The 25,302-nt window shown below is 62.0% G+C and carries 30 protein-coding genes and 2 pseudogenes; 18 read left to right on the top strand and 14 right to left on the bottom strand.

Annotated elements, in window-relative coordinates:
* Positions 1-28: 28 nt before the first annotated feature.
* Complete coding sequence (locus ACZ5U1_RS00810) at positions 29-781, top strand: ParA family protein (RefSeq protein ID WP_464778957.1); 753 nt, start codon at positions 29-31, stop codon at positions 779-781.
* Between the two features lie 415 nt (positions 782-1,196).
* On the top strand, positions 1,197-2,138 hold the full coding sequence (locus ACZ5U1_RS00805; RefSeq protein ID WP_464777874.1) for an IS110 family RNA-guided transposase: 942 nt from the start codon (positions 1,197-1,199) through the stop codon (positions 2,136-2,138).
* Between the two features lie 36 nt (positions 2,139-2,174).
* Here ACZ5U1_RS00805 and ACZ5U1_RS00800 read toward each other — a convergent pair.
* Both ACZ5U1_RS00800 and ACZ5U1_RS00795 read right to left on the bottom strand, forming a co-directional pair.
* Positions 2,175-2,884 (bottom strand): annotated as a pseudogene (locus ACZ5U1_RS00800) (IS5 family transposase).
* 168 nt (positions 2,885-3,052) lie between these two features.
* The gene (locus ACZ5U1_RS00795) at positions 3,053-4,774 is read right to left on the bottom strand and encodes a fatty acyl-AMP ligase (RefSeq protein WP_464779925.1); all 1,722 of its coding nucleotides are present in this window, start codon (positions 4,772-4,774) and stop codon (positions 3,053-3,055) included.
* Between the two features lie 201 nt (positions 4,775-4,975).
* Between ACZ5U1_RS00795 and ACZ5U1_RS00790 the strand changes: the two genes are divergently transcribed.
* The 4 genes and pseudogenes from ACZ5U1_RS00790 to ACZ5U1_RS00775 all read left to right on the top strand — a co-directional run.
* Positions 4,976-5,500, top strand: coding sequence for a regulatory protein RecX (locus ACZ5U1_RS00790; protein WP_464778956.1), 525 nt, complete (start codon positions 4,976-4,978; stop codon positions 5,498-5,500).
* Between the two features lie 55 nt (positions 5,501-5,555).
* Complete coding sequence (locus ACZ5U1_RS00785) at positions 5,556-6,083, top strand: DUF192 domain-containing protein (RefSeq protein WP_464778955.1); 528 nt, start codon at positions 5,556-5,558, stop codon at positions 6,081-6,083.
* 51 nt (positions 6,084-6,134) lie between these two features.
* Positions 6,135-6,533, top strand: a complete 399-nt coding sequence (locus tag ACZ5U1_RS00780) for an NADH:ubiquinone oxidoreductase subunit NDUFA12 (protein ID WP_464778954.1) — start codon at positions 6,135-6,137, stop codon at positions 6,531-6,533.
* Positions 6,530-6,937, top strand: a pseudogene (locus ACZ5U1_RS00775) (DUF2155 domain-containing protein); the annotation flags it as partial. The gene ACZ5U1_RS00780 and the pseudogene ACZ5U1_RS00775, both read left to right, overlap by 4 nt.
* Positions 6,938-6,972: 35 nt before the next feature.
* On the opposite strand, the gene aat reads toward ACZ5U1_RS00775, so the two are convergent.
* A complete protein-coding gene (aat, locus tag ACZ5U1_RS00770) occupies positions 6,973-7,728 on the bottom strand; it encodes a leucyl/phenylalanyl-tRNA--protein transferase (protein WP_464778953.1) in 756 nt (251 codons plus the stop codon).
* A 159-nt stretch (positions 7,729-7,887) separates the two neighbouring features.
* Between aat and ACZ5U1_RS00765 the strand changes: the two genes are divergently transcribed.
* Positions 7,888-8,577 (top strand): FMN-binding negative transcriptional regulator, encoded by a 690-nt coding sequence (locus ACZ5U1_RS00765; RefSeq protein WP_464778952.1) that lies wholly within the window; start codon positions 7,888-7,890, stop codon positions 8,575-8,577.
* Between the two features lie 25 nt (positions 8,578-8,602).
* On the opposite strand, the gene ACZ5U1_RS00760 is transcribed toward ACZ5U1_RS00765, so the two are convergent.
* The 5 genes from ACZ5U1_RS00760 to sdhC all read right to left on the bottom strand — a co-directional run bounded on the left by ACZ5U1_RS00760 (position 8,603) and on the right by sdhC (position 12,165).
* Positions 8,603-9,010, bottom strand: coding sequence for a VOC family protein (locus ACZ5U1_RS00760; RefSeq protein WP_464779924.1), 408 nt, complete (start codon positions 9,008-9,010; stop codon positions 8,603-8,605).
* Between the two features lie 43 nt (positions 9,011-9,053).
* A complete protein-coding gene (locus ACZ5U1_RS00755) occupies positions 9,054-9,476 on the bottom strand; it encodes a GFA family protein (protein WP_464778951.1) in 423 nt (140 codons plus the stop codon).
* Between the two features lie 90 nt (positions 9,477-9,566).
* A complete protein-coding gene (gene sdhA / locus ACZ5U1_RS00750) occupies positions 9,567-11,381 on the bottom strand; it encodes a succinate dehydrogenase flavoprotein subunit (protein ID WP_464778950.1) in 1,815 nt (604 codons plus the stop codon).
* Positions 11,381-11,770, bottom strand: coding sequence for a succinate dehydrogenase, hydrophobic membrane anchor protein (gene sdhD / locus ACZ5U1_RS00745; protein ID WP_464778949.1), 390 nt, complete (start codon positions 11,768-11,770; stop codon positions 11,381-11,383). Before sdhD ends, sdhA begins: the two co-directional genes overlap by 1 nt.
* Positions 11,770-12,165 (bottom strand): succinate dehydrogenase, cytochrome b556 subunit, encoded by a 396-nt coding sequence (sdhC, locus tag ACZ5U1_RS00740; RefSeq protein WP_464778948.1) that lies wholly within the window; start codon positions 12,163-12,165, stop codon positions 11,770-11,772. The genes sdhD and sdhC overlap by 1 nt, the downstream gene beginning before the upstream one ends.
* A gap of 168 nt (positions 12,166-12,333) precedes the next feature.
* Between sdhC and ACZ5U1_RS00735 the strand changes: the two genes are divergently transcribed.
* The 4 genes from ACZ5U1_RS00735 (at position 12,334) to ACZ5U1_RS00720 (ending at position 16,325) form a co-directional block, all read left to right on the top strand.
* Positions 12,334-13,665 (top strand): methyl-accepting chemotaxis protein, encoded by a 1,332-nt coding sequence (locus tag ACZ5U1_RS00735; protein WP_464778947.1) that lies wholly within the window; start codon positions 12,334-12,336, stop codon positions 13,663-13,665.
* A gap of 80 nt (positions 13,666-13,745) precedes the next feature.
* Entirely contained in the window at positions 13,746-14,744 is a 999-nt protein-coding gene (locus ACZ5U1_RS00730; RefSeq protein ID WP_464778946.1) for a 50S ribosomal protein L11 methyltransferase, read from the top strand.
* A gap of 185 nt (positions 14,745-14,929) precedes the next feature.
* Complete coding sequence (locus ACZ5U1_RS00725) at positions 14,930-15,457, top strand: porin family protein (RefSeq protein ID WP_464778945.1); 528 nt, start codon at positions 14,930-14,932, stop codon at positions 15,455-15,457.
* A 148-nt stretch (positions 15,458-15,605) separates the two neighbouring features.
* On the top strand, positions 15,606-16,325 hold the full coding sequence (locus ACZ5U1_RS00720) for a dienelactone hydrolase family protein (RefSeq protein ID WP_464778944.1): 720 nt from the start codon (positions 15,606-15,608) through the stop codon (positions 16,323-16,325).
* Positions 16,326-16,347: 22 nt separating this feature from the next.
* On the opposite strand, the gene ACZ5U1_RS00715 is transcribed toward ACZ5U1_RS00720, so the two are convergent.
* Both ACZ5U1_RS00715 and ACZ5U1_RS00710 read right to left on the bottom strand, forming a co-directional pair.
* Entirely contained in the window at positions 16,348-17,478 is a 1,131-nt protein-coding gene (locus ACZ5U1_RS00715; RefSeq protein ID WP_464778943.1) for a M14 family metallopeptidase, read from the bottom strand.
* The gene (locus tag ACZ5U1_RS00710; RefSeq protein ID WP_464778942.1) at positions 17,475-18,071 is read right to left on the bottom strand and encodes a DUF4136 domain-containing protein; all 597 of its coding nucleotides are present in this window, start codon (positions 18,069-18,071) and stop codon (positions 17,475-17,477) included. The genes ACZ5U1_RS00715 and ACZ5U1_RS00710 overlap by 4 nt, the downstream gene beginning before the upstream one ends.
* 200 nt (positions 18,072-18,271) lie before the next feature.
* On the opposite strand from ACZ5U1_RS00710, the gene ykgO reads away from it, so the two are divergent.
* Together ykgO and ACZ5U1_RS00700 are read left to right on the top strand one after the other, a co-directional pair.
* Positions 18,272-18,397: a type B 50S ribosomal protein L36 gene (gene ykgO / locus ACZ5U1_RS00705; RefSeq protein ID WP_004210176.1), complete on the top strand. Its 126-nt coding sequence runs from the start codon at positions 18,272-18,274 to the stop codon at positions 18,395-18,397.
* Positions 18,398-19,030 carry an HAD family hydrolase gene (locus ACZ5U1_RS00700; protein WP_464778941.1) on the top strand — a complete coding sequence of 211 codons (633 nt, stop codon included), beginning with the start codon at positions 18,398-18,400 and terminating at the stop codon, positions 19,028-19,030. It abuts the gene before it with no gap.
* Here ACZ5U1_RS00700 and pyk read toward each other — a convergent pair.
* Complete coding sequence (pyk, locus tag ACZ5U1_RS00695; protein WP_464778940.1) at positions 19,014-20,465, bottom strand: pyruvate kinase; 1,452 nt, start codon at positions 20,463-20,465, stop codon at positions 19,014-19,016. The two genes, ACZ5U1_RS00700 and pyk, sit on opposite strands and share 17 nt — an antisense overlap.
* A gap of 119 nt (positions 20,466-20,584) precedes the next feature.
* Between pyk and ACZ5U1_RS00690 the strand changes: the two genes are divergently transcribed.
* From ACZ5U1_RS00690 to ruvC, 5 genes are all read left to right on the top strand, one after another.
* Positions 20,585-20,872 (top strand): DUF1244 domain-containing protein, encoded by a 288-nt coding sequence (locus tag ACZ5U1_RS00690; RefSeq protein ID WP_443020069.1) that lies wholly within the window; start codon positions 20,585-20,587, stop codon positions 20,870-20,872.
* Positions 20,873-20,917: 45 nt separating this feature from the next.
* Entirely contained in the window at positions 20,918-21,160 is a 243-nt protein-coding gene (locus tag ACZ5U1_RS00685) for a DUF2312 domain-containing protein (RefSeq protein ID WP_449471166.1), read from the top strand.
* Positions 21,161-21,249: 89 nt separating this feature from the next.
* Positions 21,250-21,576, top strand: a complete 327-nt coding sequence (locus ACZ5U1_RS00680) for a heavy metal-binding domain-containing protein (protein ID WP_174525906.1) — start codon at positions 21,250-21,252, stop codon at positions 21,574-21,576.
* Positions 21,577-21,640: 64 nt separating this feature from the next.
* On the top strand, positions 21,641-22,384 hold the full coding sequence (locus tag ACZ5U1_RS00675; protein ID WP_464778939.1) for a YebC/PmpR family DNA-binding transcriptional regulator: 744 nt from the start codon (positions 21,641-21,643) through the stop codon (positions 22,382-22,384).
* A gap of 181 nt (positions 22,385-22,565) precedes the next feature.
* The gene (ruvC, locus tag ACZ5U1_RS00670; protein ID WP_464778938.1) at positions 22,566-23,057 is read left to right on the top strand and encodes a crossover junction endodeoxyribonuclease RuvC; all 492 of its coding nucleotides are present in this window, start codon (positions 22,566-22,568) and stop codon (positions 23,055-23,057) included.
* A gap of 88 nt (positions 23,058-23,145) precedes the next feature.
* Here the strand turns inward: ruvC and grpE are convergent, their stop codons facing one another.
* Genes grpE through ACZ5U1_RS00655 form a run of 3 tightly spaced genes read right to left on the bottom strand, consistent with a single transcriptional unit; the run spans position 23,146 to position 25,292 of the window.
* Positions 23,146-23,700: a nucleotide exchange factor GrpE gene (gene grpE, locus ACZ5U1_RS00665; protein WP_464778937.1), complete on the bottom strand. Its 555-nt coding sequence runs from the start codon at positions 23,698-23,700 to the stop codon at positions 23,146-23,148.
* On the bottom strand, positions 23,697-24,740 hold the full coding sequence (hrcA, locus tag ACZ5U1_RS00660; protein WP_464778936.1) for a heat-inducible transcriptional repressor HrcA: 1,044 nt from the start codon (positions 24,738-24,740) through the stop codon (positions 23,697-23,699). The genes grpE and hrcA overlap by 4 nt, the downstream gene beginning before the upstream one ends.
* A gap of 42 nt (positions 24,741-24,782) precedes the next feature.
* Positions 24,783-25,292 (bottom strand): DUF6438 domain-containing protein, encoded by a 510-nt coding sequence (locus tag ACZ5U1_RS00655; protein WP_464778935.1) that lies wholly within the window; start codon positions 25,290-25,292, stop codon positions 24,783-24,785.
* Positions 25,293-25,302 lie beyond the last annotated feature (10 nt).

Below are 25,302 nucleotides of genomic sequence, written 5' to 3'. Positions count from 1 at the left end.
GGCGGGTCAAAGCCGTAGCTTTCACCCCATGGCAAAGGAACCGGCATTGGCGACCATCGCGGTCTACAGCCTCAAAGGCGGGGTGGGTAAGACCACCTTCGCGATCAATCTCGCCTGGGCTTCGGCCTCCATATCCCGGCGGCGGACTTTGCTGTGGGACCTTGATCCGCAGGCTGCGGCCAGCTGGCTCATCTCCACTGACAAGCAGAGCCGCGACGCGGCGCAGGCGATCTTCAGCAAGGATGTGGAGGTGCGCAAGCTCATCCAGCCTTCGACCGTGCCCGGCCTCGACCTGATCGCCGCCGACACTTCGCTGCGCAGCCTCGACCACCTCTTTCGCGAGATGGACAAGAAGAAGCGGCTCGCAAAGCTGATTGAAAATCTGGGCAAGGATTATGATCGCATCATCCTCGACTGCCCGCCCGGCCTCACCGAAACCAGCGAGCAAGTGCTGCGTGCCGCCGACATGATCGTGATCCCGGTCATCCCCTCGCCCCTGTCGCAACGCGCGATGGGCGAAGTGGCGCGCTACCTGGTCCAGCGCGGCGGATCGCATCCACCGATCCTGCCGGTCTATTCCATGGTGGACCGGCGCCGCGCGCTTCACCGCAAGGCGCTGGACGAGCAGCCTGGCTGGCCCGCCGTCCCTATGGCGAGCATGGTCGAACAGATGACGGTGCGGAGGAAGCCGCTCGGGGCATTCGCGGCATCGTCGCCGCCCGCGCAGGCTTTCGCGAGCCTATGGACGACGATCGAACGGCAGGTGCTGAAGGGAAACTAAAAACGAACCAAAAACGCTACTGAACCGCCGTTCGCCCTGAGCTTGTCGAAGGGCTCTATTTCACTGAAGAAAGTGAAAGGCTTCGACAAGCTCAGCCCGAACGGAGGTTAGAGCATGATCCGATCAGACTGGATCGGATCATGCTCTATTTGTCTTTGTTTCCCGCATTTTCCGAGCCAGCAGATGATGCCATCTGCTTCGAAAATGCTTGTCTTATGACATTGCGGTCCGTTTGGGTCATGCTGGATTGCCCGGGCCGGGGTGGCCACCCCGGCCCGGGCGGAAGGGGACGGATCGTGAAAACGCCGGTCGTTGTGGGACCGGGCTAGAGTAGGATCGCCCCTTTCTTTTCCATCAGGCCCGAACGGATACCGGGGTTTTGGACCCGGATGACAAGCATGGGATAGCGGAAAAGATGAGCGACAATCTACCACAGACGATCGGCATCGACATCTCCAAAGCGAGCCTCGACTGCCATGTCCACCCTGCCGGCGCCGAACGTCAGTTCGCCAACACCGCCAAGGGCCACAAGGCGCTGATCGCCTGGCTGCGACAATGGCCGGTCGAGCGGATCGCCTATGAGGCAACCGCAACCTACCATCGAGCGCTGGAGGCGGCTCTGGCCGACTGGCCCTGCGTTAAGCTCAACCCAGAGCGCGCCCGGCGCTTCGCCCAAGCGACTGGCACTCTGGCCAAGACCGATCGCATCGATGCCATGTTGCTGGCCCGTATGGCGGCCACCTTGCAGCCGCCGGTCAGACCCGCTCGAAGCGCACAGCAGGCGCAGATGGCGGAGCTCATCAATGCCCGAGACGGCCTCGTGCGCGATCGCACCGCGCTCAAGAATCGCGAGAAGAACCTCACCATCGCCTTCCTCAAGCGCCAGTGCCGGCAGCGGCTCGAGCAGATCGATCGGCATATCGAGGCGCTCGATACCGAGATCGCCAACCTGATCGCCGCGGATGCCGCGCTCGCCCGCCGGCATGAGATCCTCACCAGCATCGCCGGCGTCGGAACGCTGACCGCCAACCAGCTCATCGCCACCATGCCCGAACTCGGCAGCCTCGAGAATAAGCAGGCCGCATCCCTCGCCGGTCTCGCCCCCGTCGCTCGACAGTCCGGACAATGGAAAGGCAAGAGCTTCATCCGTGGCGGACGCGCCAACGTGCGGCAGGCTCTCTATATGCCGGCCCTCGTCGCCGCCCGGTACAATCCCGATCTCAAGGCAAAATATCAGCAGCTCGTTACTGCCGGGAAGCCCGCCAAGATCGCCATCACCGCCGTCATGCGAAAGCTCGTCGTCACCGCGAACGCCCTGCTCAAAGCCGATCGATGCTGGATGCAATCTCCAGCTTGATCATCACGGATACTCTAGGCTGTAGTGACGATTTAATCATTTGAGCCATAGCATGATGCTTGCGAGCTTGATGAAGCCGAGGAAGTTGGCGGCGATTTTGTCGTAGCGGGTAGCGATGCGGCGCCATTGTTTGAGGCGAGCGAAGAAGCCTTCGATGCCCCATCGCTGTTTGTAGGCGATGACATCATATGGTCGGCGGATGCTGCGATGGCGGCGTGGCGGGATGACGGCCTCACCGCCTTGGGCACGGATCAGATCGCACAGGCTATCGGCATCATAGGCGCGATCGGCAAGAACCTGCTTTGCGGGCAGTCCTCGGATCAGGTCGCAAGCAGGCGCCATGTCGTTCTGTTGTCCGGGACCGAGTATGAAGCGCACCGGCAGACCAAGGGCATCGACTACGGCGTGGATTTTGGTGCCGAACCCGCCTCGGGAGCGGCCGAGAGCCTGGGCTTGAACGCCCCCCTTTTTACCCGCGCTCCGGCCGCTTGAGCCTGGGCGCGGATCACGGTGGCGTCGATCGCAAGCCATTCGATGTCGGGATCGTCCGATACCGCCGCGAATATCCGGTCAATCACCCCTTGCTCGACCCACCGATAATAGCGTCGCTTAGCCGTCTGATAGGGGCCAAAACGCTCGGGCAAATCACGCCAGCGTCCGCCCGAACGCGCCAGCCACAGCAGCGCATCAAGAAACCGGCGGCCATCGCTGCGTGGACCACGCTTGCCCTTTCGTCCGCCCGGCACAAACTCGCGCAGTCGCTCCCACTGATCGTCCCGTAAAACCTCGCCTTCCACACCAGCCTCCAAAAGCCAGTGTTGAATCAGAAATCTACGCTCGCGTGAATCCCTAAAATGTCACTACAGCCTAGTTATCCTATTATGCCTCAGTGCGTTCCAGAGCGGACGCACCAATCAGGCCGCGATATCGTATGGCCTGATCTCACCCGTCAGATACAGGTTACGCGCCTTCGACCGGCTCAATTTGCCCGAGCTGGTACGCGGCAAGGTGCGCGGCGGCACCAGTTCGACGACGCAGTTCATGCCAGTGATCGCCCGCACCCGCTCGCGAATCTGGTCGCGCAGGCGCGTGCGCTCATCATTGTCGGAGGTGCGGCAATGGACCAGCACCGCAGGCGCTTCCTCGCCGCCCGGCGTGGTGATCGCGAAGGCCGCGATGTCGCCCTGCTTGAAGCCCGGTAGCTGCTCAACCGCCCATTCGATATCCTGCGGCCAGTGATTTTTGCCGTTGATGATGATCATGTCCTTGGCGCGGCCGACGATGTAGAGATAGCCATCGCTCAGATAGCCCATGTCGCCCGTGTCGAGCCAGCCATCGGCCATGCAGGCGTCGGTCGCTTCCTGATCCCGGAAATAGCCGACCATCAGCGACGGGCCAGTGGTCCACACCTTGCCGATCTGCCGTTCGCCCAGCGGAGCGCCATCCTCGTCGCGGATTTCCACGATCATGTCGCGTGCGGGCTTTCCGCAGTTGACGATCGAACGGAAACGCTGCGGGCGGCCCTCGGTGGCGTCGCCGCCGGACAGGTCGGTTTCCTCGACCAGTTCGACGATGATGCCTTCACCGGGTGGCATGATGGTGACGGCGAGCGTCGCTTCGGCAAGGCCGTAGCTTGGCAGGAACGCCTTGGGCGAAAAGCCTGCATCAGCGAAGGCGTCGACAAAGCTCTGCATCACGTCGGGGCGGATCATGTCCGCGCCATTGCCCGCGAGCCGCCAGCGCGACAGGTCGAAGCGATCCTGCGCCTTGGTCTGGCTGGACATGCGGCGCGCGCAAATATCGTAGCCGAAGGTCGGCGAATAGCTGATCGACGTGCCTTCATTACGGCTGATGAGGTCCAGCCACGCCAGCGGACGGCGGGCAAAATCCTCGGTCTTCATGTAATCGGTCGATACCTGGTTGGCCACGACCGACAGGAAGCAGCCGACAAGCCCCATGTCATGATACCAGGGCAGCCAGCTGATGCAGCGATCACTGTCCTGCACCTGCATGCCATGGCTGTGCGCGGCGAGATTGCTCAGCAGCGCATGATGTGTCACCGCGACGCCATGGGGGAAGCGGGTCGAGCCGCTGCTATATTGCAGATAGGCGATTTCCTCGCCCTTCGCCTGCGGCAGGGTGCCAGACACCACATCGCGCGCGATGAAATCCTCGAAAGCGATGCTCTCGACATTCTTCTGGCGGCCGGATTCGCCCGCCATCTCTTCCAGTTCCTTGGGGAAGAGGAACAGCATCGGGTCGCAGCTGTCGAGCTGGACATTCAACTGATCGATATAGCTTTCCTTGCCGCCAAAGCTGGTCGGCAGCGGCAGCGGCACCGGCCAAGCGCCCGCATAGATGATGCCGAAGAAGAGCTGTGCGAAATCCGCGCCCGTTTCAGCCACCAGCGCCACGCGATCCTGCGGCTTCACGCCATGGGCGATCAAGCGGTGGGCGCAGGCGATGGCATCGGCGCGCAATTCTGAAAAAGGATAGGGCCGCGCCAGATTACCGCGCGCATCATGGAAATTGAGCCCGCGCTGCCCCTGCGCCGCATAGTCGAGGGCTTCGCCCAGCGTCTCGAAATCGGAGAAGCGCCGGGGAAGGGCGTCAATCGTCGGCGTCGGTGCCATCATGCTTTGCGAACCCGTCATATTGGCGTCACCCAATTTAAATCTTGTCATCCGGGCGGGCCGCTATCATCTTTGAAGCGGTAATGCACCGGATAGTTGCATTCCAGCTTGGCCTTCTACAGCATCAGGCGCGGTAAAATTCCGGCCCCACTGTGGCATAATCAAGGCGCCCGTTGCATAAGCTGTTGCCATGAAGGCGCTGACATGACCGGCAAACGCCCCCGTCCGCCGCTCGACGGCGACAGCTTGCGCGATCTCGCCCTGCGTTACGTCGGCCGTTTCGCGACGAGCCGGGCGAAGCTGCTCGCCTATCTCAGCCGCAAATTGCAGGAACGCGGATGGGATGGCGAAGGTCCGCCCGCGCCCGAACGGCTTGTCGAACGGCTCGCCGAACTGCGCTACGTCGATGATCGCAGCTTCGCCGTCATGAAAAGCGCGGCGCTTACCCGTCGCGGCTATGGCGCACGACGCGTTGCGCAGACCCTGCGTGCCGATGGCATAGCGGACGCCGATCGGGAAGAAGCCGACGTTCAGGTGGATAATGACAGTTGGGCCGCCGCCGATCGTTTCGCGCGCCGCAAACGGATCGGCCCCTATGCGGTAGCGGCAACCGATCAAAAGCAGCGTGAAAAGGCCATCGCCGCTTTCCTGCGCGCAGGCCATAGTTTCGAAACGGCCCGCCGCTGGACGGATGCGGCTCCAGGCGAACCGCCGGAAAATGACCAATAGTGATGCCGGGTGAAATCTATGGCGCACTTCCTCAACTATGGGCTAGCACCGAAGAATGAGGATCGCCTTTTCCCTTCTCATCGTCCTTCTGGCTGGCTGTTCGCCTACTCAGCCCAAGGCGGAGAAAACGACCAGCCCTACAAACCAGCAGACCAATCTGCTCCCCCTTGAAATCCGTACGGACGCGGGCAGTCACCGCTTTGCGGTGGAAACCGCCATCACCGCAAAGGAGCAGGAACGGGGCCTGATGTTCCGCAAGTCCCTGGATGCGAATGGCGGCATGCTCTTTCCCATGTCGCCGCCCCGCACCGCCAGCTTCTGGATGAAGGACACGCTGATCCCGCTGGACATGATCTTCATCCGCACCGACGGGATGATCGCCTTCATCGCCGCCAATGCCGCACCCTATTCACGCGTGCCGGTTTCTGCTGGCGTTCCGGTGGCGGCGGTCCTTGAACTGCGCGGCGGGCGAGCGGCGGAACTGGGCATAGCGGAAGGCGATCGCGTATCCTGGGGAAGTTGCGTCGACCCCGCGGTCAAAAGCCCCGCCGACCTCGATTTCTGCCCACCGCGCACCCGCTGACGCCATATCCGCCTTGCCAATCCCCCACGGCAGGCGCTAAGCGCTTGGCGCATGGGAATCCTGGCCAAGATCTTCACCTGGTGGAATGGCGCGACCATCGGCACCGCACTTTATACCTCCCGCAAGGGCAAGAAAGTGGGCGAGGACCATCAGGGCAATATTTATTATGAAGGCGGCGCGGACATGCATGGCCGCACCCGCCGCTGGGTGATTTACAACGGCAATAACGACGCCAGCCGCGTGCCCGCCGAATGGCATGGGTGGTTGCATCACACGATTGAAGGAACGCCGGAAAGCTTCCTCCCCCCGCCTCGTATCTGGGAACGGGACTTCACGCCCAACGCGACCGGCACCCCCAATGCCTACCGGCCCACGGGTGCGCTGGAAAAGGGTGCGCAGCGCCAGCGCGCGACCGGCGATTATGAAGCGTGGAGCCCCGACGCATCATGACCCTGCGTCCGGCGGGGGCGGTCCCGTCGATCCTGTCCCTCGCCCTGATGCTGTCGCTTGCGGCCTGTGGCGGCGATGAACTTCCCACTGCCAACCAGACCGGCCCGGTGAAGATCGCGGGGCAGAAGATTCGCAACGGCGATTCTTCGGCTCTGCCCGGTACGCCCATGGCCGAACGCGTTGCGGTGATCGGCCTGCTCAATAAGCGTAACGGCATCACCACCGACCTCACGATGAAGCCCGGCGACGCCCTGCGCGTGGGCGATGCGATCGTCCGCCTCCAGGCCTGCGAGACGACCGCCCCCTGGGAAAATGTGAAGGAAACCGGCGCCTTCGTTCAACTCGACGTGCGCAGCACCGCCGACAATAAATGGCGGCGCAACTTCTCCGGCTGGCTGTTCAAGGAACGGCCCGACCGCAATGTCGTCCAGCACCCGATTTACGACGTGTGGGTCAGAAGCTGTACGATGTCTTGGCCCGAAAGCGGCCCCGACACGGTGAAGCTCGGCAGCAAGGGCGAGCCACCCGCAGAAGCCTCGCCCGCCAGCGGCGCAAACGCCAGCTCCGCCCAGCCCCCCGAACCCCCGGCCAGTGCCGAAGAACGGCCTGCGCCTAGCGGGATGTCCCCCAGCGCGCCTGCCAGCAATCCCAGATAATCTTTCTGGCTGATTTCTATCGCGCCCAATGACCGGAGATGTTCGGTCATGAATTGGCAGTCGAGCAAGGTGAAGCCCGAAAAGAGCATGCGGGCAGTGAGCCAGGCCAGAGCGACTTTTGACGCATCGGGCCTTCGCGACACCATGCTTTCGCCGAAAAAAGCCTGCCCCAGCGCGACCCCATAGAGCCCGCCCGCCAGCTCATCGCCATCCCAAACCTCGATCGAATGCGCAAAGCCGATCTCGTGCAGATGGCGGTATGTTTGCTCGATCTCCCTGTTGATCCAGGTCGATGGCCGATCCTCCGCAGCCTGCGCGCATAGCGAGACAATACCGCCAAAATCGCGGTTGGCAGTCACGCGGAAACGCTCCTGCCGGATCGTCTTGGCCAGCGAATGGGACATGCGAAAGCCATGGAGCGGCATGATGGCTCGCCGCTTGGGCTCAATCCAATAAACCTCCTCCGCATCCCGGTCATCGGACATGGGAAATACGCCGATGGAATAGGCCTGTAAAAGGACCAGAGGATCGATCGTCATCAGTGAAAGACTTAGCGGGAGCCGCGACCCTGCGCCAGAGAAGCTTGATGGTTGGCGGATATTGAACCACATCCCGTCATCGCTCACAGCCACGGAAGCCGGGTCTCAAGGCGATCGTCGCTTGCGCCCCTTCACCGAAAAGAAGCCGAAGGATGAGATATGCTGGACGAGCCGCAGTCCGCCATGCATTCTGATGGAAGCGGTAAAGGCATTTCAGAAACGGCCATGTACAGACCACTCATCTTTCGGGAAGATCGTTTGGATCAATTGCGCGGCACGATCCGCTCTCACCCGCTGGCCACCCTCGTGACCTACGGGGCGGGCGGACTTACCGCCAATTTCATCCCGTTCACGCTGGCCAATGAAAATGGTCGCGACATCCTGCGTGCACATATGGCTCGGGCGAATGGGCAAATAGCGGACCTCCTGACCAGTGCCGAGGCATTGGTCATTTTCCAAGGTCCGCAAGCCTATATCACCCCATCCTGGTACGCGACAAAGAAGGAACATGAGAAGGTAGTTCCGACTTGGAACTATATTGTTGTTCAGGTCCGTGGAAATCCTCGCATCGTCGAAGATGCCAATTGGCTGCGCGCACAGATTGATGCTCTGACCACGCTGCAAGAGGCCAATCGTTCAGCGCCATGGTCCGTCAATGACGCCCCGGCGGACTACATCGACGCGCTCCTGAAAAACATAGTCGGCTTTGAAATACCGATCGAGCGGATCGAAGGAAAATGGAAAGTCAGTCAGAATCAGCCCGCCATTAACAGGGCGGGCGTCGTCGCCGGATTGAGAGAGATCGATCCTGCTTTGCCTATGGCCACTATAATCGATCAGCAGGAATAAAGCGCGAAGTCCCCGCGCCGTGCCGTCAATGATCGAAAACCGTCACGCCTTTGTCCGACTCCATTCGGTAGTGCGACAGCCGCGTTTCAAGAGAGCCGACATGTATTTCTAGTTTGTGCCCGTCGGGATCGAGAAAGTAAGTGGATGCGCCTTCGCTACTATCGCTTTTCCAGATGATGCACTCTGCGGCTAGGCGTTCGCTCAAGCTGCTATAGTCTGCCTCGAGAACAGTGAAAGCCAGGTGCGTGTAGTCAGAGCGCGGCGACGTTCTCGCCTTGTCGTCCCAGGATAGGCACAGCCAAAGCGTCCCAGCTTCAAGATAAGCGCCATCGCTCCACGCTGCCCGGACGTGACAGCCAAGGACATCGCGATAAAATGCCAATGAGCGTTCAACGTCTGCGACTGCCAAGGTCACATGGTTTAGCCCAGTTATGCCCTTTTCCAACTTCGTGCTCCTTCGAAGACGGACCCATGCCTCAACCCTTACGAATAAACCGCAACACCCCCGCCATCCGCGCCCGGCCCTCATTGTCGCTCGGATGATTTTCCCCGTCCAACACCGGCACCTCGGCTAAGTCGAAGGGACTGGCCCCATCTAGGCATGCCACATTCACCCCATATTCGTTTGCATTGGAGCGGCGCTGGTGGTGCGTGTAGATGCCGCACCGCGAACAGAAGAAATGCTCCGCTGCTCCCGTATTGAAGCGGTAGCTCGTCAGCATATCGGCGCCCCGAACGACATGAAGCCCGTCCAACTTCGCCGTAACAGCTACGGCGCCCCGCATACGGCAAAATGAACAGGTGCACCGGCGGGCGCTGTCGAGGCCATTGCTCAGCTCAACCTCGAACCGGACGGCGCCGCAATGACACTGGCCGCCATGTCTGCTTGCATCCGCCATCGCCTGACCTCCCTCGACTTGAACTGAACCATAAACAAAAGGGCGAGCTTTGCAGCCCGCCCTCTTACCTATCCCACTGGACGGCGCGCCTTAATAAACGCGCGCCTTGGGCTTGATATACTCGGCCTCATCGGTGAGCGTGTAATCGTGCACCGGACGGTAATCGAGCGACACCTTGCCGCCCTTGCCGCCCCAGCCTTCGAACCAGCTGACGGTGTGCTTCATCCACTCATTGTCATCGCGGTTCGGGAAGTCCTCATGCGCGTGCGCGCCACGGCTTTCCTTGCGGTTTTCCGCGCTGACCATGGTGCAGACCGCCTGAGACATCAAATTGTCCAGCTCCAGCGTCTCGATGAGGTCGGTGTTCCAGATCAGCGAGCGGTCGGAAACGCCAACATCCTGCATGCTCTGGTTGACCTGCGCCATCTTGGTGACGCCCTCGGCCAGCAGCGCGCTGTCGCGGAACACGGCCGCATGCTTCTGCATGGTGTGCTGCATTTCCAGACGAATCTTCGCCGTCGGCGAGCCGCCCTTGGCGTTGCGATAGTGATCCAGACGGGACAGCGCCAAATCTGCCGCATCGATCGGCAGCGGACGATGTGAACCGTTCGGCTTGATCGTTTCCTTAAGGTGCAGACCGGTGGCACGACCAAACACAACAAGGTCGATCAGCGAGTTGGAGCCCAGGCGGTTCGCTCCATGCACCGACACGCAGGCCGCTTCGCCGACAGCATAGAGGCCCGGCACCACGACTTCCGGATCGTCGCCGACCTTCGTCACCACCTGCCCATGATAGTTACAGGGGATGCCGCCCATATTATAGTGGACGGTCGGGGTCACCGGCAGCGGCTGGCGGGTCAGGTCGACGCCCGCGAAAATCTTGCCGCTTTCGGTGATGCCCGGCAGGCGTTCCGCCAGCACCTTGGGATCGATATGATCGAGGTGCAGGAAGATATGGTCCTTGTTCGGACCCACGCCGCGCCCTTCGCGCATTTCCATCGCCATCGAACGCGACACGACGTCGCGCGACGCCAGATCCTTCGCCGACGGAGCATAGCGCTCCATGAAGCGCTCCCCTTCGGAGTTTGTGAGATAACCGCCCTCGCCGCGTGCACCTTCGGTGATGAGCACGCCCGCGCCGTAAATGCCGGTCGGGTGGAACTGCACGAACTCCAAATCCTGTAGCGGCAGGCCAGCGCGCAGCACCATGCCGCCGCCGTCGCCGGTGCAGCTATGCGCCGAGGTGGCAGAGAAATAGGCACGGCCGTAACCGCCGGTCGCCAGCACGACCGCCTTGCTGCGGAAGCGATGGATCGAGCCATCCTCCATGCACATGGCGATAACGCCGCGGCATTCCTTGCCGTTCGGGCCGTCTTCCATGATCAGGTCGATGGCGAAATATTCGATGTAGAAGTCCGCGTCATACTTCAGGCTCTGCTGATACAGAGCGTGCAGCATGGCGTGGCCAGTACGGTCGGCGGCGGCGCAGGTGCGCTGGACCGGCGGGCCTGCGCCCATATTCTGCATGTGGCCGCCGAACGGGCGCTGGTAGATCGTCCCATTCTCGTTACGGCTGAACGGCACGCCGGCATGTTCCAGCTCGATCACGGCCGCAGGTGCTTCACGCACCATATATTCGATCGCATCCTGATCACCCAGCCAGTCCGACCCCTTGACGGTGTCGTACATGTGCCAGGTCCAGTGGTCGGGCGAGTTATTACCCAGCGACGCCGCGATGCCGCCCTGCGCCGCCACGGTGTGCGAGCGGGTCGGGAACAGCTTGGTGATGCAGGCAGTCTTCAGGCCCGCTTCCGCGCTGCCCATGGTGGCGCGCAGGCCGGAGCCGCCAGCACCCACGACCACCGTGTCGTAGGTGTGGTCGATGATCTTATAGGCTTCGCTCATTACTTGACGATCCCCGTGAAGGCGATCTTGGCGATCGCGAAGATGCCAGCGGCAGCGCCGCCCAAGGCATAGAAGTTCAAGAGCAGCATGGACAGGAACGCCAGCCCCTTGTCATGGACATAATCCTCCAGCATCACCTGCATGCCGAGGCGCAGGTGCCAGAAGATGCTGACCAGCATCAGCATCAGCGGCACCGCGACCAGCGGGTTGGCGATCCAGTTATGGACACTCTGATAATCGAGCCCCGGCAGCGCGATCAGGCTGAACAGCAACCACAGGACCAGCAGCAGGTTCCCGATCGCGGTATAACGCTGCGCCAGCCAGTGATGCGCGCCATGACGGGCCGAGCCCAGGCCACGGACGCGGCCGATTCCGGTTCCGGTTCCCATCAGAATTTCCCCGTGCAGATAGCGGCCCAGAAGGCGATGGTGAGCAGCGTCGAGATGACGAAGGTCAGCACAGACCAGGTCCTGTTGTTCTTCAGCTCATAGCCAGCGCCCATGTCGAGCACGAAGTGCCGCAGGCCCGACGTCAGATGCTGGAAGAAGAACCAGCTAAGGCCCGCCATCACCAGATAGCCGATCGGCGAGGTCGCGCACGCCACGAACGTTGCATAGGCTTCCGGTCCCGACGCGGCGGCCATCAGCCACCAGACCAGACCCAAGGCGCCCGCAGTCGCCAGGCCATTGCCCGTCACGCGGTGCATGATGGAAACGGCCATCGCTGGCCCCCATTTCCAGATCGTCAAATGCGGCGAGAGCGGCCGGCTCGTGGTTCGCGCCATATCTACCTACGTCCCTGATGCTTGTCCCTGATTCCCGTCCCCTTAAGAGCGATCGGTCAAGAGGGCAAGCCGCGCCGAAAGAGCGGCCGGGCGATCACGGCTAAGAACTGATTAACCAGATCGCGCTATGACCCGACGGACAAACAAGAGAATTGAGGTTTGCCGCATATGACGTCCGTCGCACCAGCGAAGAGCGCAATGATCGCCAGCATGGCGGAAATAGATCCCACCGGCGAATTGGCGGCAGGGCTTCGCGAGATTCGTGACCTGATAGGCGACGGCGCGTCGGTCGTGGCCCGCATTTTCTTCGACAGCTATATGGACCAGTCGCATCTGCGCAGCGTCCTGGCCGCCTCCACGATCGCCAAGATCGAAACCGAGGCCCATGAATATGTGCGGCAGAAACTCAGCTTCTATGAGGCTGGCAGTTGGGCGGGCAGTTGCATTGCCTGCGTTCGTCTCGCACGCAAGCGCGACCTGCCGCTGGGCGTTGTGCTGACGGCGGTTTCAGAAGCCAACAAGCAGTTGATCGGCCTCGTGTGGCAAAAAGCGGCGGACGACGCCACCCGCCAGCGCCTTGTGAACGTCATCGCCATGGTCAGCATGGTCGATGCCAGCATGATGACCAACGCCTTCGCGGGTGACGAGGCAGAAGCGCAGCGCAACGAACGCCAGCGCATCGGCACCCTGTTCGAACAGCGGATCATGGGCGAGATCGACGGCGCCTCCCAGCTCGGCGAATCGCTGCGTGAACAGGCGAAGGATGCCTCCGCCGCCACACGCGGCATGTTGGGCAAGGCTTCGGAAGTCGCCGCTGCCGCTGAACAATCGGCAATCGCGATGCGTGAGGCAGCCCGCACCTCTGCCGGGCTCATCCGCGCAATCGAGGATGCCCGCACGGAAGTCGAAAGCGCCGCAGACGTCGCTCAGCGCGCCGCCCGACAGTCGGGCGATGCGGTGACCATGTCGGCAACTCTGACCGAGCATGCGAAATCGATCGAGTCGATCCTCGGCCTGATCCGCGACATTGCGGGCCAAACCAACCTGCTCGCCCTCAACGCCACCATCGAAGCGGCGCGCGCAGGCGACGCGGGACGCGGCTTTGCTGTCGTTGCGCAGGAAGTGAAGAGCCTCGCTAACCAGACGGCTCGTGCGACCGATGAGATTGCCGGCAAGATCGCGGACATTCAGGCTTCGACGCGGCAGTCGGTGGAAACCAATGAAAGAATCCGCGATACGGTTGGGGAAGTGCAATCGAGCGCCGATCGCATCCGTCATGCCATGGACGCTCAGGCCCAGACGGTCACCATGATCACCGCAGCAGTCGATGAGACTGCCCTTGCAGCCGACTCCATGTCGAGCACCATTTCCGCCATCCGTCAGGATACGGAAGTTGTCGCGTCCGAAATCGACCAGTTGGAACGCGGCTTCATGAGTGTCGAGGGCAAGCTGGCCAGCCTGCGTGCGGCATCCTCCGATTTTGGACGGCAGGTGGCCTGAGTTCGGGGACAAGGCAGCCGGAGGGCGATTGATGTCCTCGCGACTTCCCCTTCCCGCTTCAAGCTTCTAAAGGGCGCGGCATGACTGATGCCGCGCCCTCTTCCGTCCAAAGCTGGAAAGTGACCCTGCCCTGCACCCGCGTTGAAGCGGAGGCTTTGGACGGCGACATCGCGGCCTTCGCGCTCATGGACAAGCCTCCGGTGCTGATGACCAGCGAAGCGACGCCGGACGATGAAAATGCGTGGCAGCTTGATGCCTATTTCGAAGGCGAGCCCAGCCCCGCCGCGATCAAGCTGCTCCGTACCCTGATCCCCAGCGCCAGCGGCACGAAGCCGCTGATCGAACGATTGCCTGATGAAGACTGGGTAACCCTGAGCCAGCAGGGACTGGAGCCAGTCACGGCCGGGCGCTTCCACATCCGCAATCTTGCCAGCGATCCAGAGCAGCCCGGCAAGGTCAATTTCCTGATCGAAGCGAGCCGCGCCTTCGGCACAGGGCAGCATGAGACCACCGCAGGCTGCCTTCTGATGCTGGACCGCATGCGGCAGGTTGGCATGCGCTTTGGCAATGTGGCGGACATTGGCACAGGCACCGGATTGCTCGCCTTCGCAGCGCTCCACTTGTGGCCCCACGCCTATGCCACCGCTTCAGACATCGACCCGGTCGCCGTCGATATCAGCGCGGAAAATGCCGCGGCCAACGACATCGCGGTCGGCAAGGGTCAAGGCCAATTGGCGCTGTATATCGCGGCGGGCGTTGATCACCCCGCAATTGCAACCCGCGCGCCCTATGATCTGCTGATTGCGAACATACTCGCTGGCCCGTTGATCGAACTCGCCCCGTCGCTTTGCGCGCTCGTGGAGGAAGGGGGCACGATCCTGCTAGCCGGATTGCTGAAAGAACAGGCGGATGCCGTCCTGTCAGCCTATCGGGCTCAGGGCATGCGGCTGGCCGAGCGCATGGATAATGGCGACTGGCCCACCCTGCGGCTGCGCAAGCGTCCCCGTATCGGCTGGAAACGCCCAACCCGCCTGGACAGACAAGCACGCGGTGAGGCGCCGGGGTTCGGCAGCCTCTGAACCAGCCCTTGGTCAGTCATCCAGCCGACTAGGGCGCTTGGAATCCATTTCAAGACGTGATGCAACATTGCCACAGTGCGTTGTGCAATGCGGTATGTCGTTGTTTGTGATGCTTTACTCTTCACGCTCAGGCTCCCTAAAGCGCGCTCAGACAACATCCGGTTACCCCAGAAAAGGAGCCCCCCATGAAAAAACTGATCGCTTCGGCGTTGCTGCTTGCCAGCGTTTCCGCACCGGCCTTCGCTCAGGACGCCGTGCCCTTTTCCGGTCCCTATGTCGGCGCAGTCGTCGGTGTGGACCATGTCGATTTCGATTCGGTCAACCATGACAGCGGCCTGCTGTATGGCGGCGTGGTCGGTTATGACGTCAACGTCAACGGCGCCGTGTTCGGCATCGAAGGCGAATATGCCGATTCCGACGTCAAGAAGTTCGGCGTTCGCACCGATCGTGACCTCTATGCCGGCGTCCGCATCGGCGGCGAAGTCGTTCCGAACGTCCTCGCCTATGCCAAGGGCGGCTACACCAATGCCCGTCTGGAAGACGCGCTGAACAACAACGTCAAGCTGGACGGCTACCGTCTCGGCGCCGGTCTGGAAACGACGGTTCAGGGCTTCATCGTTCGCGCCGAATATCGCTATTCGCGTTACGAGCAGATCGGTGGCGTGAACCCTGAGCGTCACCAGGGCGCGCTGATCCTCGGCTACCGTTTCTAAGACGCGGCTATAGCAAAAAAAGAAGGGCGCCCCTCTCATGAGGGGCGCCCTTTTCTTATACGCTCGGGAGTGACCGGCACCGCGACGCTTGCCACGCACACCCAGCGACCTAATGTCGCCTTGCCATTCTCATCAGCGAGGCAAGCCCATGACTATCACTCGCCGCGTCACGGTTCATGAAGGCCCCGGCGGAACCTTCGAGAGCATGGCCGTCTTCGACCAAGCCGCAGGCGCACCCCGGCCGGGCATCCTGCTTTTCCCTAATGCATTGGGCACCAAGGAAGCGGACTTCGCCTACGCCGAGAAGGTCGTGGAACTGGGATACACCCTATTGGTCGCGGACATCTATGGTCAGGGCAAGCGAGCCAGCCGCGATGACCCCGACATGGCGCGCTACATGAACGAAGTTAATGCCGACCGCGCCCTGCTGCGTGACCGGCTCAACGCGGCTCATTCCGTCCTCAAATCACTTCCCGAAGCGGACGCGAGCCGGACGGCCGCGATCGGCTTCTGCTTCGGCGGCAAATGCGTGCTCGATCTGGCGCGCAGCGGCGCCGACATCGCGGGCGGCGTCAGTTTCCATGGAATTTATGACGCGCCACCTTTTCCCAACGCCGCCATCACGGCGAAGCTGTTGATATGCCACGGTTGGGACGATCCCTTGGCTCCCCCGGCGGCTACGGTCGCCTTGGCCGACGAACTGACGAAAGCAGGATGCGATTGGCAAATCCATGCCTATGGCGATACCGGACACGCATTCACCGATCAGGCGGTGAACATGCCGGACAAGGGCCTCGCCTATAGCCCCGACGCGGACCACCGCAGCTTCCGGTCGATGAGGGACTTTCTCGCCGATCTTTTTGGCTAACGGAGCCGCGCGTCAGGAAAGCTCAGAGTTCTCCGATCATCTCAGCCAGCACCGCAAGGCAGTCCTTGGCAAGCTGCTTCGATCGTGCCGGGGACCAGCCAAATTCAGGATCGGGCAAATCGTCATTGTCCTTGAACGGCATTTCCAGCGTCATCGCGACCGCGCCGAAACGCTGGGCGACCTGATTGGTGGACATGGTCAGGTTGCCCTTCCCCGGCGCCGATGAAGGGTATCCGCGCGCCGTCTGGAAATCAGGCGTGCGGGCCGCGAGCGTATCCCGAAAACGATTGTAAAGGGCAAGTTGCCGCTCGGTCAGGGAGGGGATGCCTTCGAACCCCGCCAGGAACACTGCGGCGATGGCTTCATCGCCATGCACGTCCATCGCAAAGTCAACTCCTGTCCGGTCCATCTCCTGCCGGACAAGGAAGACCTCTGGGCTGCGCTCCATAGATGGTTCGTGCCATTCGCGGTTGAGGTTCACGCCTGCCGCATTGGTGCGCAGATGCCCTCGGCGGCTGCCGTCGGGGTTCATGTTGGGCACGATGTGAAATGTCGCCTTGGCCCGGAGGAGCCTACCGACCGCATCCTCCTCATCGCAGAGCCGCTCCAGTGCGCCTTCCATCCACCACTGCGCCATCGTCTCGCCGGGATGCTGGCGAGCATAGAGCCAAACCTGCTTTGGTCCGTCGCCCAGCGTCAGAAGGTCGAGCGGCTGCTTGTCCAGCGTCAGGCCCAATTCCCGATGCTCAACCCCGGGCTGGCAGCCTGCCCAGGCGATCAGGTCGTGGTGCCGATCCATCGAATAGGGCGCGAAATAGGCGACCCACAGCGCATTGCGATCCGGCGAAAGGCTGATGGTGAGGACGCCATCAGCATAGCTGGTATCCGCCTGCGTCCAAACTTCCCGATCCTCGCTGATCCGCGCCTTATAGCCCGGCCAACCGTCCGGATAGGCGGATGTCCCGCCATTGACGATCGCCAGTTCCACTTCGCGCCCCGCAACGCCCGCGATGCGGAAGTGGAACCATTGGTAGAAGTCGCTTTGCCTGTCCTTGACGATCTCCAGCTCGGCCCGGACCCTGTCGCCAGTATCGATGATGGAAAGAACGCGAATATTGCCGCTGTCGAAGGCATTGCTGATCGAGATGGTCATTTCACGGTTATAGTGCGCCCCGATTCCCCCGGATAGCCCCCGATCAACGCACTGGCGAGCTTTTGCGCGGCGATACCGGGCTGAGCGGCTGGAGTACCCTCGCGCGCCTGGGTGAGCGCCCGGCCTTCCCAGATCGTCGTCGAATCGGATCGCCTGCGGATCTGCACCTGCAACTCCGTCGTCACCATATCCTTCGGCCGCCCCGAGAGGTTGATGCCGATGCCCACGCCCAGCCCTGAATAACCGCCGCTGCCGACTGCTCCGCCAACGCCTACACTCACGGGCCTACCATCATTGCCGTAGCCGGTCGGACGGAAAGATCGGCGGAAGCCGACCGATGCGACATAGTCGCTGCGCGCTCCGGCAGGTGCGGCGCTGAAACCCACACGCTGCAACTCCTGCTCGACAGCAGCGGCATAGGTCCGGAATTCCAGCCCTGCATCGGGATTCGCAGCCATTTCTTCCACCGCCAACGTTCCGCTTTGTGCCGGATTTCCGACATGGAAGCGGGTTACCTCGACGGGCGGCACCGCCGTCGCGCATCCGGCGAGTGACAGGGCAAGAAATGAGGGAAGGAGTATCTGCTTGATCATGCTAATCTCCGACAAAGATGCGGCAGTCCATAGACGATGCCGAACCGGCTATCCCTTCAACTCTTGAAGCCATGTCTTTGCTGCATATGGCATGAACGGGGCAAAAGTACGGCCAGCCGCCCTTGACTTTCAGCCGCCCCACCCATAGGGGCTGCGCTTCGATTTTCCGATCACGCAAGATTCTTAGAAGGCTGACTTCCATGAAGATCCGCAACTCGCTCAAGTCGCTCAAGGGCCGTCACCGGGATAACCGCGTGATCCGCCGTCGCGGCCGCACCTATGTTATCAACAAGACCAATCGCCGCTTCAAGGCCCGCCAGGGCTAATTGAGCGAGCCGATCTCCGCCGTCATATTCGACGTCGGACAGGTTCTGTACCATTGGGAGCCCCGGCTCCTCTACGAGCGCCTGATCGATGATGATCGGGCGCTCGACGCGTTTCTGCGTGATGTCGTGTCGATGGAGTGGCATTGCCAGCACGACATGGGCCGCCCCTTCGCGGAAACCAGCGCCGAACTGATTGATCGCCACCCGGAACATGAAGCGCTGATTCGGATATGGGGCGATCGTTTCATCGACAGCGTCCAGCCTGCCGTTGCAGGCATGGCGCAATTGGTCGGCGAATTACGTGGGCGGGGCGTCGTTCTCTATGGCCTCACCAATTTCAGCGCGGAATTTTGGGAGCCCTTTCACGCGCGGGAGGCGGATTTCTTCGCGAACTTTCGCGACATTCTGGTGTCTGGCGCCGAAGGGTTGGTGAAGCCCGACCCTGCCATCTACCGCCTGGCGCTCGGCCGCTTTGGCCTGCGCGCCGAGGAAACATTCTTCATCGATGATCGGGAAGAAAATGTCGCGGCGGCGGAAGCGCTGGGCATTCGCAGCCACCTCTTCCGGGACGCAGAGACCTTGCGCCGCGATCTTGCAGCGCAAGGCCTGCTGGATCTTAATCCCGCCCTGTAAGCTCATCACCGCGAATGGCGGTGACATGCAGCACGTTTGTCGACCCCGGAGTGCCGAAGGGGACGCCTGCCAGCACAACGATCTTGCTGCCCTTCTGCGTCATATTGTGCCGCAGCGCCATGCGCCGCGCCTTGCCGACCATTTCCTCGAACGTGTCGATATCCTTGGTGCGCACTGCATGCACGCCCCAGGTCAGGCCCAGCTTCCGGGCGGTGTCGAGCCGGGGGGTGAGCGCCAGGATCGGCGTCAGCGGTCGCTCGCGCGCCACACGGCGAACCGTGCTGCCTGACGAGGTGAAGCAGGTGATCGCGCTGGCCCCTACGACCGAGACGATGCCCGCCGCTCCTTCCGCCAGCGCGTCCGCTGTTGTTGCGTCGGGCTTGGTTTCGGTGAAGTGCAGCCGGGCGAAATAGCCGGGGTCACGCTCTACGCTGTGCGCGATGCTGTCCATCATCGCGACTGCTTCCTCGGGCCAGTCACCCGCCGCCGTTTCCGCCGACAACATGATCGCGTCGGCGCCATCATAGACGGCGGTGGCGACGTCCGACACTTCGGCGCGGGTGGGCGTCGGCGCCTTGATCATCGATTCGAGCATCTGCGTCGCGACCACCACCGGGCGCCCCATGCGCCGAGCCGTAGCGACAATCTGCTTCTGAAGCGGCGGCACGGCCTGGGGCGGCAGTTCGACGCCCAGGTCGCCGCGCGCAACCATCACGCCGTCGGCCAGCTCCAATATCTCCTCCAGCCGCTGGACTGCGGCGGGCTTCTCGATCTTGGCCATCAGTGCGCCATGACCGCCCATCAACTTGCGCGCTTCCGCCAAGTCCTCCGGGCGCTGCACGAAGCTGAGCGCAATCCAGTCGCAGCCCTGCTCGACGGCGAAGCTCAGGTCGCGCCGGTCCTTCTCCGTCAACGCGGGCACGGGCACAACCACATCGGGCACGTTGACGCCCTTGCGGTTCGACAGGGTGCCGCCGACCTCGACAACCGTTTCGATCCGGTCATCGGACACTTTCTTCACACGAAGCACCATCTTGCCGTCGTCCAGCAACAGCCGCGTTTCAGGCACCAGCGCCGCGTAAATTTCCGGGTGCGGCAAGTTCACCCGCCGTGCGTCGCCCGGCGTTTCGTCGCGGTCGAGTATGAAGGAAGCTCCCACCTCCAGAACGGCCAGGCCGCTCTTGAACGTACCGACGCGCAGCTTTGGCCCCTGCAAGTCGCCCAATATGGTGGTCGGCCGCCCAAATTCCTTTTCCAGCGCCCGGATGGACGCAATACGCGCCGCATGATCCTCATGCGCTCCATGGCTCATGTTGATGCGGAAAGCGTCTGCCCCGGCGATAAAGAGCGCGCGGATCACTTCGGGCGTGTCGCTCGCGGGGCCAAGGGTCGCCAAAATCCGGACCTTGCGCGAACGGGGCGGCAGTTTCGTCATTCTCAAAAAGCTCCTGGCCGTCATGGTCGCGCCCTGGCTTGCCAGGGCGCTGTTTTCGATTATCCCTACTGCACGACAGGATGATGTAGATCAGCGAGAGGATCGCCTTGGCCGACAATATGCTCAACGATGCGGTTGCCGCAACCGCCTTCCGCCGCCTGATTGCGCATTTGCAGCACAGGACCGATGTCCAGAACATCGATCTGATGGGAACGGCGGGCTTTTGCCGCAATTGCCTCGCTGATTGGATCGCGGAAGCGGACGGCAATCTGAGCAAGGACCAGGCGCGCGAAATCATCCACGGCATGCCCTTTTCGGAGTGGAAACAGCGCCATCAGAGCGAGGCGACGCCGGAACAGATCGCAAAGATGCAGGAGAGTGTGGCGAAGAACGCTGACAATCATTAGGAGCGTGCGCCAACCCGATTCACATTCTATCCGGAGATACATCATATGAGCGAGGGCAACGTCGCCGCCGATCAGCTACGCCTTCTTATCGAACGCATCGAACGGCTCGAGGAAGAGAAGAAAGGCATCGGCGACGATATCAAGGACGTCTATCTGGAAGCCAAGGCCACCGGCTATGACCCCAAGATCATGCGCCAAATCGTCCGCCTGCGCAAAATGCCGCAGCATGACCGGCAGGAAATGGAGGCTATTCTCCAGACCTATCTGTCCGCCCTGGGCATGGAATAAGACCCCTTCTTCCTTTCGTCCTCAGCTTGTCGAAGGTCCCTTCTTTCTTCAAAAAGGACCTTCGGCCAGCAAGGCGCGGGAGACACATCATGTCCGAGATTATCGTCAGCACCACCAGCCGCCTCGAAGGGCGTCCGGCAAAAGAATATCTCGGCATCGTCACCGGCGAGGTCATTGTGGGCGCCAACCTCTTCCGCGACCTGTTCGCCAGCGTGCGGGACATTGTCGGGGGCCGTTCGGGTGCTTATGAGGATGTGCTCCAGCGGGCGCGTGAGCAGGCGATTGGCGAGATGCGCATGCGTGCGGCAACACTCGGCGCCAATGCCGTCGTCGGAGTCGACCTCGATTATGAAGTGCTGGGTTCCAACGGGTCGATGCTGATGGTGTCGGCATCCGGCACCGCGATCCTCGTCTAGTTGCGCTTGGGCAGGACGCCCGCTAGAGAGCGCCCTTCGGTTCAGACAAGTTTAGGAGCAGGCCGTGGCCGGCCATAGCAAATTCAAGAACATCATGCATCGCAAGGGCGCGCAGGACAAAAAGCGCTCCTCGATGTTCTCCAAATTGAGCCGCGAAATCACCGTGGCCGCGAAGATGGGCATGCCCGACCCGGACATGAACCCCCGCCTCCGCCTGGCAGTGAACGCGGCCAAGGCGCAGTCCATGCCCAAGGACAATATCCAGCGCGCGATCGACAAGGCGATCGGCGGCGACACGGATAATTACGAAGAAATCCGCTATGAGGGCTATGGCCCCGGCGGCGTCGCCATCATCGTTGAAGCGCTGACCGATAACCGCAACCGTACCGCGACCAACGTCCGCACCGCCTTCTCGAAAAATGGCGGCAATCTGGGCGCATCCGGGGCGGTGAGCCATGGTTTCGACCGCATGGGCCTCATCACCTATCCGGCGAGCGCTGGCGATGCCGATGCGATCTTCGAAGCCGCTCTTGAGGCAGGCGCGGATGATGTGTCGTCTAACGAAGACGAACATGAAATCTGGACAGCCATGGACGCGCTGCATGAAGTTGCCAAGGCGCTGGAAGCCAAGCTCGGCCCGGCCGAAGGCGCCAAGCTCGCCTGGAAGCCGCAGACGACTGTCGAAGTCGATGAAAGCAACGCCGCGACCCTGATGAAGCTGGTCGATACGCTGGAAGATGATGACGACGTCCAGACCGTCTGGGGCAATTACGAAGTGTCCGACGAAGTCATGGAGAAGCTGGGTTGAGAAATACCCTCCCCTCTCCCCCACGGGGAGAGGGTTGCACGGCCTTGGCAGCGTGCTGCCTAGGCGAAGCTGGGAGAGGGGGGAGCCCCCTCACCTTCCGTACTTCCACTCTCCAAGTCCGGCTGACCGGCAAGCCGGTAAGCCTCCCTATCCTCTCCCCTGAAGGGGCGAGGATGTCCTCATGATCATCCTTGGACTCGACCCCGGCCTTGGCACCACTGGCTGGGGCTTGATCGCGGCTGACGGCAATCGCCTCACGCACATCGCCAACGGACAGATCAAGACCGACGCCGACATGGCGCTGGCAACGCGGCTGTTGGCGCTTGATCTCGCGCTCACTGACCTGATCCTTGAACATCAGCCCAATGGCGCGGCGGTCGAAGAAGTGTTCGTCAACGTAAACCCGCAATCGACGCTGAAGCTGGGTCAGGCCCGCGGCGTCGTGCTGCTAGCGGCATCGCGATCGGGCATGGAGGTTGGCGAATATGCGGCGCGGCTTGTGAAGAAATCCGTCGTCGGCGTTGGCAACGCGTCGAAGGATCAGGTCCACGCCATGGTTTCGCGGCTGTTGCCGGGAGCCAAGGTTGCGGGACCAGATGCTTCCGATGCGCTTGCCGTGGCGATAACGCATGCCCATCACCTCGCCAGTGCCCGCCGCATTCCGCTTCGTTGAAAGCAAGACTACGAAAAGATCGACCACATTCAAAAAGACCCGCCGGAACACGTCCCGGCGGGCGCCTTGAACTTCACTGTGAAGACTATCAGTCCGGCTTCTTGGCAACGCTCACCAAGGCCGGGCGCAGCAGGCGATCGCGGATGGTGTATCCCGCCTGCATTTCCACCAGCACGGTTCCCGGCTCGACATCATCCGACGGCACTTCCATCATGGCCTGATGCTTGTTGGGATCAAGCGGCTCTCCGACCGAAACGAGCTTTTCAATGCCATTGCGGCCAAAGACCCCTTCCAGTTCCCGGCCGGTCGCTTCAAGCCCGGCAACCAGCCCCTTGAACTTCTCATCGTCACGCAGTTCCGCCGGGATAGCCTGCAGGGCGCGTCCCAGATTGTCCGCGACCGATAGCATGTCCCGTGCGAAAGACGTCGCAGCATAGGCACGCGCGTCGGCCAGTTCCTTTTCCAGCCGCCGACGGACATTCTGCGTTTCGGCATGGGCGTAAAGCGCGTCCTGCTTCGCCGCCGCCAGTTCGCCCTCCAGGGCCGCCAGGCGTTCGGAGGCAGCGTCGCCCACAGGCGCCGCGTCCTCGGGCAGTTCGTCAACGACTTCAGTATTTTCGATATTCAGCTTGTCTTCGCTCATCTCATCAATCTCGATAACGTCTGCGCAGTGAAATCCACCATGGGGATCACCCGCGCATAGTTCAAGCGCGTCGGGCCAATGACGCCGACCACGCCGACAACACGGCCATCGCCGCCCCGGTAAGGCGCGGCTATGACCGAAGAACCGGAGAGGGAAAAGAGCTTGTTTTCCGACCCGATGAAGATTTTCGTCGCGCTGCCCGCCAGCGCGCCTTCCAGCAAGCGCGAAATCTCCTGCTTGCCCTCCAGCTGTTCGAGCAGCTGGCGCACCCGTTCCAGATCCGCGGCGGTGCCGTCATCCAGCAGATGCGCCTGGCCGCGCACGATCAGTACCGGACGGTCATCCGCATCCTGCGACCAGACGGCGATGCCACGCGCCACCAGTTCGCGCGCCGCACCCTGAAGCGCGGTTCGCTCGCCTTCCATCTCACGATGCAGGGCCTCGCCCGCTTCCCTGAGCGTCATGCCGACAAAGCGTGCGGACATGAAATTCGCCGCTTCGTTCAACATGCCGGGCGTGACGCCTGCTGGCATATCGAGCACGCGGTTTTCCACAGAGCCATCCTGTCCCACCAGCACGGCCAGCGCCTGACGGCCGTTGAGCGGCACAAAGCCGAACTGACGCATCACCGGCTCGCGCTTGGGCACCATGACGATGCCCGCGCAGGCGGAGAGGCCCGATAGAGCGGCAGTCGCTGCGGATAGAGCTTCCTCGATCGGGCCACCCTCGGCAATGCCTGCCTCGATCGCGCGGCGTTCCTCGACCGAAGGCTCGGCAGCCTGCATCATGCCATCGACAAAAAGGCGCAATCCGGTTTCGGTCGGCATGCGCCCTGCCGAAGTGTGCGGGGCGGCCAGCAGTCCCAGTTCCTCCAGATCCTGCATCACGTTGCGGATCGATGCAGGCGACAGGCTGAGCGAAGCGATCTTGCTGATGGTGCGCGAACCCACAGGCAGGCCGGTGCCGAGATAGCTTTCAACCACCACCCGGAAAACGTCGCGCGCCCGCTCATTCAGTTCGGTAACCGGTGTGACCGCCATGCGCCCTATCTAGGCGAGCAACGGGCCGCACTCAAGCCGGGGCTATCTTACGGCGGACGGCTTCACCATGGCGTCGATGTCCAGCATCCGGGGAACCGCCGCGATGGTGGCACGCAATTTGCCATAGCTGGCGTCCATGCATCCCGACTGAAACTCCAGCCGGGTGGTCGGCTGCTGATCCCTGGTCCATTCGATCGAATAGCCCGGCATATCGGTCGCGAAACGGGTGCAATTTTCGCCGTGAGTGATGCGCCGAACTGTTCCTGCGGGAGGCCGGAACTGCGCCAGCGCAGCGCGGAAACGGCGATATTGCGCAGGCGTGACCGTAAAGCGCGTCGCACCCGGAACGGCCGTAAACCGCTCAGGCTCCAGCAGGCCCGAACCATCGGGCGTCACCTGCAGGCTATAAGTTGGGCAAACGCCGAAACAGGGACCCGCCGAAAAACGGATCGTGTCACCGGCAGCCACGGGCTTTTCCAGCTCGGGTCTTTCCGCCGCGCAACCGGCGGTCAGGACTAGGCCCGCCAAAATCATCATCGAACGCAATTGCATGCGCGCTTCC

Source organism: Sphingobium sp. TomTYG72, assembly GCF_055394715.1.
This window is presented reverse-complemented; position numbering and strand designations above follow the sequence as displayed.